At 57.8% G+C, this 6,403-nt stretch carries 8 protein-coding genes; 2 read left to right on the top strand and 6 right to left on the bottom strand.

Annotated features, from left to right (window positions below; translation table 11 throughout):
* Nucleotides 1-32: 32 nt before the first annotated feature.
* From H7848_RS19445 to H7848_RS19435, 3 genes are read right to left on the bottom strand one after another with little or no spacing between them, the layout of a single operon-like run.
* On the bottom strand, nucleotides 33-197 hold the full coding sequence (locus H7848_RS19445) for a hypothetical protein (RefSeq protein ID WP_208354604.1): 165 nt from the start codon (nucleotides 195-197) through the stop codon (nucleotides 33-35).
* Complete coding sequence (locus tag H7848_RS19440) at nucleotides 197-802, bottom strand: tyrosine-type recombinase/integrase (protein ID WP_237072865.1); 606 nt, start codon at nucleotides 800-802, stop codon at nucleotides 197-199. Before H7848_RS19440 ends, H7848_RS19445 begins: the two co-directional genes overlap by 1 nt.
* A 24-nt stretch (nucleotides 803-826) precedes the next feature.
* Nucleotides 827-1,249 carry a hypothetical protein gene (locus tag H7848_RS19435; protein ID WP_208354603.1) on the bottom strand — a complete coding sequence of 141 codons (423 nt, stop codon included), beginning with the start codon at nucleotides 1,247-1,249 and terminating at the stop codon, nucleotides 827-829.
* A 728-nt stretch (nucleotides 1,250-1,977) separates the two neighbouring features.
* On the opposite strand from H7848_RS19435, the gene H7848_RS19430 reads away from it, so the two are divergent.
* Nucleotides 1,978-2,223: a hypothetical protein gene (locus H7848_RS19430; RefSeq protein ID WP_208354601.1), complete on the top strand. Its 246-nt coding sequence runs from the start codon at nucleotides 1,978-1,980 to the stop codon at nucleotides 2,221-2,223.
* A 25-nt stretch (nucleotides 2,224-2,248) separates the two neighbouring features.
* Here the strand turns inward: H7848_RS19430 and H7848_RS19425 are convergent, their stop codons facing one another.
* Genes H7848_RS19425 through H7848_RS19415 form a run of 3 tightly spaced genes read right to left on the bottom strand, consistent with a single transcriptional unit; the run spans nucleotide 2,249 to nucleotide 5,098 of the window.
* Nucleotides 2,249-3,094: an ABC transporter ATP-binding protein gene (locus H7848_RS19425; RefSeq protein ID WP_208354599.1), complete on the bottom strand. Its 846-nt coding sequence runs from the start codon at nucleotides 3,092-3,094 to the stop codon at nucleotides 2,249-2,251.
* A complete protein-coding gene (locus tag H7848_RS19420) occupies nucleotides 3,087-4,085 on the bottom strand; it encodes a FecCD family ABC transporter permease (RefSeq protein WP_208354597.1) in 999 nt (332 codons plus the stop codon). Before H7848_RS19420 ends, H7848_RS19425 begins: the two co-directional genes overlap by 8 nt.
* The gene (locus H7848_RS19415; protein ID WP_237072864.1) at nucleotides 4,082-5,098 is read right to left on the bottom strand and encodes a FecCD family ABC transporter permease; all 1,017 of its coding nucleotides are present in this window, start codon (nucleotides 5,096-5,098) and stop codon (nucleotides 4,082-4,084) included. Before H7848_RS19415 ends, H7848_RS19420 begins: the two co-directional genes overlap by 4 nt.
* Nucleotides 5,099-5,142: 44 nt before the next feature.
* Here H7848_RS19415 and H7848_RS19410 point away from each other — a divergent pair, with 44 nt between their 5' ends.
* Nucleotides 5,143-6,039, top strand: coding sequence for an ABC transporter substrate-binding protein (locus tag H7848_RS19410; protein WP_208354596.1), 897 nt, complete (start codon nucleotides 5,143-5,145; stop codon nucleotides 6,037-6,039).
* Nucleotides 6,040-6,403: the final 364 nt, after the last annotated feature.

Raw genomic sequence — 6,403 nt, 5'->3', positions numbered from 1 at the left:
CGACGCAAAGATCCTGAAAATGAGAGAGGAGATCAAAAAGAAGACAATCCAAACACGTCGCTTGCAGCACCAATCAGCTGCCGCATAAACTCAAACTCAAACTCAAACTCAAACTCAAACTCAAACTGAAACTCAAACTGAAACTGAAACTGAACCAGAAACTGAACCAGAAACTGAAACTGAACCAGAGCCTCCACTACCAAACAGCCTCAGTTCTCCGAAAAACTCTGAAGACGGACAGTCGGGAGACTGCTGTCACCTGTGGAATGGACAGTCCGATCTCAAACAGTCGCGACACTCCTTCGTGACGTAGATCGTGAAAACGCAGATCTTTGATTTCCAGAAGTCGGCAAGCCCGGGTGAATGCGGCGCTGATGGTGTCGCTGTGATAAGGAAATACCTGATCCTTATAACGCGGCATTGCCATGACGATTTTTAAAGCTTCATATGGCAAATCGCACCATACATCATTGCCAATCTTGTCGCCGGGATGCTTCATATCTGAAATCAAAACACGTCGGTGGGCTACATCCAGCCCCTCCCAGGTTATTCTCGTAATCTCTTCTTGGCGCCGGGTCGAAAAGAGTGCAAAGCCTACCACAGGATGCATAGGGACTGAGGCCGGCCGGTGTTGATTTTTCTTTTCAAACAAAGACAGCAAGGCATCCAACTCGTCCAAAGTTGGCCTGCGGTCGCGACTGCGGCCTTTACCTGAGATCCCCAGTCGACCGCATACTGCAAGCGCATCTTTCAAGGCCCCTTGATCCAAACCCATTCCCCAAGCAGGCCGCGCGACGGCCAAGACGGCCCCAGATGTGCGAGGTAATCACCGACAGTCTGGCGTCCGACCAATACCGACTTGCTTTGCAAAGGCTACAATATGCTCGCTGTTGATCTCGCTGCAGGCCATATCGGCGATATCATAGTCCCGTATCGAGCGCAGCATCTGGGACTTTGTGCGGCCAATCTCTTTGATGCTTTCCTTGGTATAGCGGTCGATCGCGTCGCCTAGTGTGCGTCCGCGGTTGCGAATGGACGACAAATCTTCACCAACCGCTTCGATCTCTTTCATCCTCTTTCTTATCCAGGCTTCAGCAGCGGCTTTGCGTTCAAATGTTCGAGATTCTCGATGTGCCCATTTCCCTTTTATTTTGATCGCAATCTGTGCGAGATAGGATATTGATCCGTCTTTGCGCTTGCGTTCGATTATGTGAGCCATTGCGGAACAACTTTTTGAAATTTGGAACAACTTTTGTTGTCCTAATGGTCAGCAATAGGCAAAAACAAGAGAAAATAAGGGCATTACAGAAAACTGATATGAAATCAGTCATGCAGGAAAATAAAATCAAATCAAATACTTGTATATATTCACGACTATCAGTCGCCCCCATGATGGATGGAATAGGTAGTTCAAAATTTCCATATTATTCTGAAGGCTTTGCCAAAGGCCTATAGGGCATGTTGTAAAAAATGTTGTAACTTCCGGTCGGCGGTTCTTCTGCCTGCTACTGCACTCGGAGTTACGAGTGCTTTCGCCAACGTATCCACCGATTGTCCGACCGCTGACCAAGGACGGAGTAACGGAAGAGTTCTCCGGTGATCGTGACCCACAACGCCGCCTCGTATCGGGCGGTTGTGCAGCAGAAGGTACATCGGTTCGCTGAAGCCGTCGTTCATTCAAACTGCGGCGAATGCGGACTCTGAGCTGATACTGTTGAAAAACTCCGATTTTAGTGAAAACGGGTCAAAAACTTGCTCATAGAAGGCTTATTTGAAAATTCGTCGAGGGGGTCGGCCCAAGACCAGCGCTGGCAATGTCCGAGGCTCTCAGACGCCCTACCGGGCATTTGGCTTCAACCTTGCTGATGCAACGGATTCTGGCACAAAAATTCTACTGTCAGATTTTCGAGTTTTTCAACACAATCAGCCCAAGGCGGTCGTCGACTCTTCTCGCTGCGTGCGCTCGCAGCACAAAATTTGCTGCAGTTGCTCGGTCTAGGATGCCGCGAGGCGGCGGGCATTGCTGCCATCCGTTCACCGCGCAGCGAGGTTTTTCAGGGCAACTCACAGGTCGCGGACAATCCCGACTTTCATTGCGAGAACCCCAACGACCGCTTGCGAACATTGACCGATATCCGACATTCCGTTGCCGGCAATAAAACCGTACTCGTTTTGACAGACTTTGTGCCACAAGCGATGCTCGGAGCGAACCGGATCTGCTGAGTGCAGCGGGTGTCCCGAAGGTCAGTTATTCTAAAGCATCTGCTTTTTGCGCACTCAAATTGGTGTTGCCTTCGGATTTGCCAATCCTGCCAAGCAGAGGCACGACCAACGGCAGATTGCTGTCAGGGCGGGTCATCACCGCACAGGGAATGTCGAACACTGTCTCGATGTTCTGAGAGGTCAGAACCTCTTTGACCGGACCTTCCGCCGCGACTTGGCCTGATTTGAACAGCACAATCCGATCCGCAACGGTGGCCGCCATGTTTAGATCATGAAGCACGATCACCACCGTCTTGCCGCCGTTCCGCGCCATCTGGCGCACCAGTGACAGCGTCGACAGCGCATGAGAGATATCGAGGTGGTTGGTCGGCTCGTCCAAAAAAATAACCGGCGATTGCTGCGCCAGCACCATGGCCAGCCATGCCCGCTGTGCTTGGCCGCCGGACAGGTTTGCCAGCGGCGTTTCAGCCAGCGCCACCATGGTGGTCGCGCGCAAGGCGGTGTCGATCGCGGTGTGATCACCGATGTCGAGCCCGGCGAAGGGTTTGCGGTGGGCATAGCGGCCAAGTGCCACCAGATCGCGCACGCGCATCTCCTCGGGCGCCGTGGGCGTCTGCCCCAGCATCGCGACCGTGCGGGCCAAGCCCTTGGCGCTCCATTGTCCGAGCGGCATGGCGTCGAGGATCACCTCGCCTGCCGACAGTGGCTGGATGCCCCGCATCGCCTTAAGCACCGTCGACTTGCCGCAGCCGTTGGGCCCGCACAGCGCTGTGACCTCGCCCTTGGGGATTGACAGCGTGAGACCGTTGAAAACCGTCATATCACGGTAGCCCATGATGCCCGCGTCGATGGTGATAAGAGGCTCAGGCATGGGCACGTCCGTGGCGGAGGAGGAGGAACAGGAAGTACGGCGCGCCAATCAGAGCGGTGACAGCGCCTGCCGGGACTTCGAGAGGCTGGAACAGCACGCGGACCAGAAGATCTGCCATCAACACCATGCCCGCCCCGATCAATGCCGCCCCGGTCAGTTGCCATGCCGCGCCGGTTCCGAACAACAGCCGGGCGGCATGGGGCGCAATAAGACCGACGAACCCGATGCCGCCCACAATAGAGACCATCGCCGCCGTCAGCAGGACCGACAGGGTCAGCGTCGCCACACGTGTGCGCCTGACCGCGAGGCCGGTGGCCTGCGCGCTCAAGTCATCAAGGTGCAACTGGTCAAGCGGACGGATCAGCGCAACCAGCGCGGGTAAGGCGACAAGAAGCGCTGTAGCCAGCATCCAGACCTCGCGCCACTCGGCGCTTTGCACAGAGCCTGCCAGCCAGATCAACCCTTGCGAGGCGCGGTAGACCGGACCCGCAATTATCAGGAGGACGACAATGGCATTGGCAAGTGCGGCCAGCGAGATCCCGTAGAGGATCAGCGTCATGGGCCGTGTGTCATCGCGCGCAGCAAGGCTTGCAACGACAAGGGCGAAGACGACCGCGCCGAGGATCGCAGCGACGGGTTGCCAAACGATTGAGACGGTCAGCACGTTGGCCTCATTCGAGAACAGGAGCAAGAACAGAAGGACGCCAACGGCTGCCCCGTCCACGATTCCAAGGACACCAGGCGATGCCAATGGATTGCGTGTGGCTCGTTGCAACAGCATGCCCGCGATGCCCAGGCCCGCGCCTGCCAGCAGGGCCATGGTCACGCGCGGCAGGCGGATATTCCACAAGATCACCGTATCAGCGCGGCTGCCCTGGCCGAACAATGCGGCGGTCACCCGGTCGAGCGGCATGAACGAACTGCCCATTGCGGCAGCGACAAGTGCCAAGACGACAAGGCCGACCGGTAGGCTGACACGGGCTGCGGTCATGCGAGACGCATCCGGGCGCTGCGCAGAAGGTTGATCAGGATCGGGACACCGATCAGCGCCATGACCGCGCTGACGGGGGCCTCGGTTGGGTAAAGGATAAAGCGCGCCAGCACGTCCGCCGTCAGCGCAAGCAGCATGCCGAAAATCATGCTGCGCGGGATCATCTGGGCGTGGCCGCGCGCGCCCGACAGCCGCGCCAGATGGGGCGCCGCGAGGCCCACGAACGCGATGGGTCCCGTCAGCGCCACGGCGCAACCAGCCAGCAGGGCCGCGCCCCCCAGAAGCAACAGCCGCAGGCGCGCGACATCAACGCCGAGGCTTGTCGCGGTCGCATCATCGGCCCGCAAGGCATCAAGCGCCGGGGCCAGCGCCAAACATAGGGCGCCGCCCATGGCCAGACCTGCCGCTACGATCCAGACGCCCGCCAGGGGCCTGTCCGCGAAGGAGCCGGACAGCCAGAAGATAAGCTCCTCCAGCGTCTGTTCGTTCAGGATCACCAGCACCTGCACGCCCGCCATCAGCAGCGCTGCCACCGTCACACCCGCCAGCAACAGGTGCACCGGCGATACCGCCGCCCCGACCGATAGCGCGAGGCCAAAGACAAGCGCCGCTGCGATACCTGCACCCAAAGCCGCCACGCCCATGATCGCCCAGATGCCCACCCCCGGCTGGTAAGTCAAAAGCACAACGACCGCAAAGGCCGCGCCGGCATTCACGCCCAACAATCCCGGCTCTGCCACCGGGTTGCGGGTGACCGATTGCATCATCAGTCCGGACAGCGCCAACGCCGCCCCCACCAAAGCGGCGAGCACCATGCGCGGCGCGCGCAGATCGCGTATGATAATCGCCGTAGCGTCGGTATCGGTGCCAACCATTGCGCGCCAGACATCCTCCGTTGGATAGGCCCGCACCCCCACATGCAAGCCGAGTACGGCAACACACAGGCTCAGGATGATCAACGTGATGTTTCCGACGCGCATTGCGGCTCTTGATATCCTTACAATTTCAGTCAAGTTATTACCTGATAAAAATACTCAACATCAAGGATAAAACCCCCATGCGCCCTTTCATTCTTGTCGCCGCAAGCGCCATATGCCTTGCCGGTGCCGCCTCTGCCGATACGATCACCCACGCGATGGGCGAGACGGAAGTACCGGATGATCCCCAACGCATCGTAATTCTGACAAATGAGGGGACAGAGGCGCTTTTGTCGCTTGGCATCACGCCGGTCGGTGCGGCCAACAGCTGGCTGGGTGATCCATGGTATGATCACATCGCGCCCCTCATGGAGGGGGTCCAGCCCCTGGGCACGGAAAATGGCATCAATCTGGAGCTGGTCGCGGCGCTGGAACCGGACCTGATCCTCGGCAACATGCAGCGCCATGAAGAGGTCTATGCCCAACTCAGCGCGATAGCGCCTACGGTGATGTCAGAACGGCTACGCGGTGACTGGCGTGTGAACTATGCGCTTTACGCCGAGGCCGTGGGCATGGCCGAAGAAGGCGCCGAGGTGCTGGCGGAATATGACGGACAGGTGGCAGCTCTGTCCGCAGCGCTGGGGGATAACCTGGCCGAAGAAGTCTCGATCATCCGCTTCCTCGCGTCGCAGATCCGCATCTACCAATTGGACAGCTTCTCAGGTGTGATACTCAGCGATCTGGGCTTTGCCCGGCCAGCGATTCAGAACGTGGAGGAATTCGCCCTGCGCGTGGGCCGCGAAAACATCCCCGACATGGACGGCGACCGCATCTTTCATTTCACCTATGACAATGGCAACGGTGAAGGCGACGCCGCAACATCAGAGGCGCTGGCCGACCCCCTGTGGCAGAGCCTCAGCGCGGTGGAGGCGGGTCGTGTGCACCAGGTGAGCGATACCGTCTGGAATACCGCAGGCGGCATCCTTGCCGCGCGTCTGATGTTGGAGGATATCGCCGAAATCTATGGCATCGAGTAAGGGGTCGTGTGTGGATGCCCTCGGTTTTGCAAGGAATTTCTGAACTTCTTGAAGGTGATTGATTGCGGTCGTGTGTCAGGCCGTCGAGAGCAAAACGCTCAGCATAGATTCCGTCTGGTCTGCAATGAAATTCACCCATCCAATTGCGGGCAAGGTCTATCGCAACAGTTATGGAACGCTGCCGGAAAAGAGGTGACGTGCAAAATCTACCCAGTTTTGCAGTGCGGTATGTATTTCGTTGAAAAACTCTTCTTGATCGAGGGGGCATCCGCTGCTTCAATTCCAATATTGGTTGGGAGATTTAGGGATGCTGGGACCAAAGCAGGAAGCACAGGCGGCGCTGTTCTATGAGTTCTCTCTGGAA

The organism is Pseudaestuariivita rosea (genome assembly GCF_017592335.1).
In the GTDB taxonomy this organism is placed as follows: Bacteria; Pseudomonadota; Alphaproteobacteria; order Rhodobacterales; family Rhodobacteraceae; genus Parasulfitobacter; species Parasulfitobacter rosea.
The sequence above is the reverse complement of the archived record's forward strand: the minus strand, read 5'-3'. Positions and strand labels throughout refer to the sequence as shown.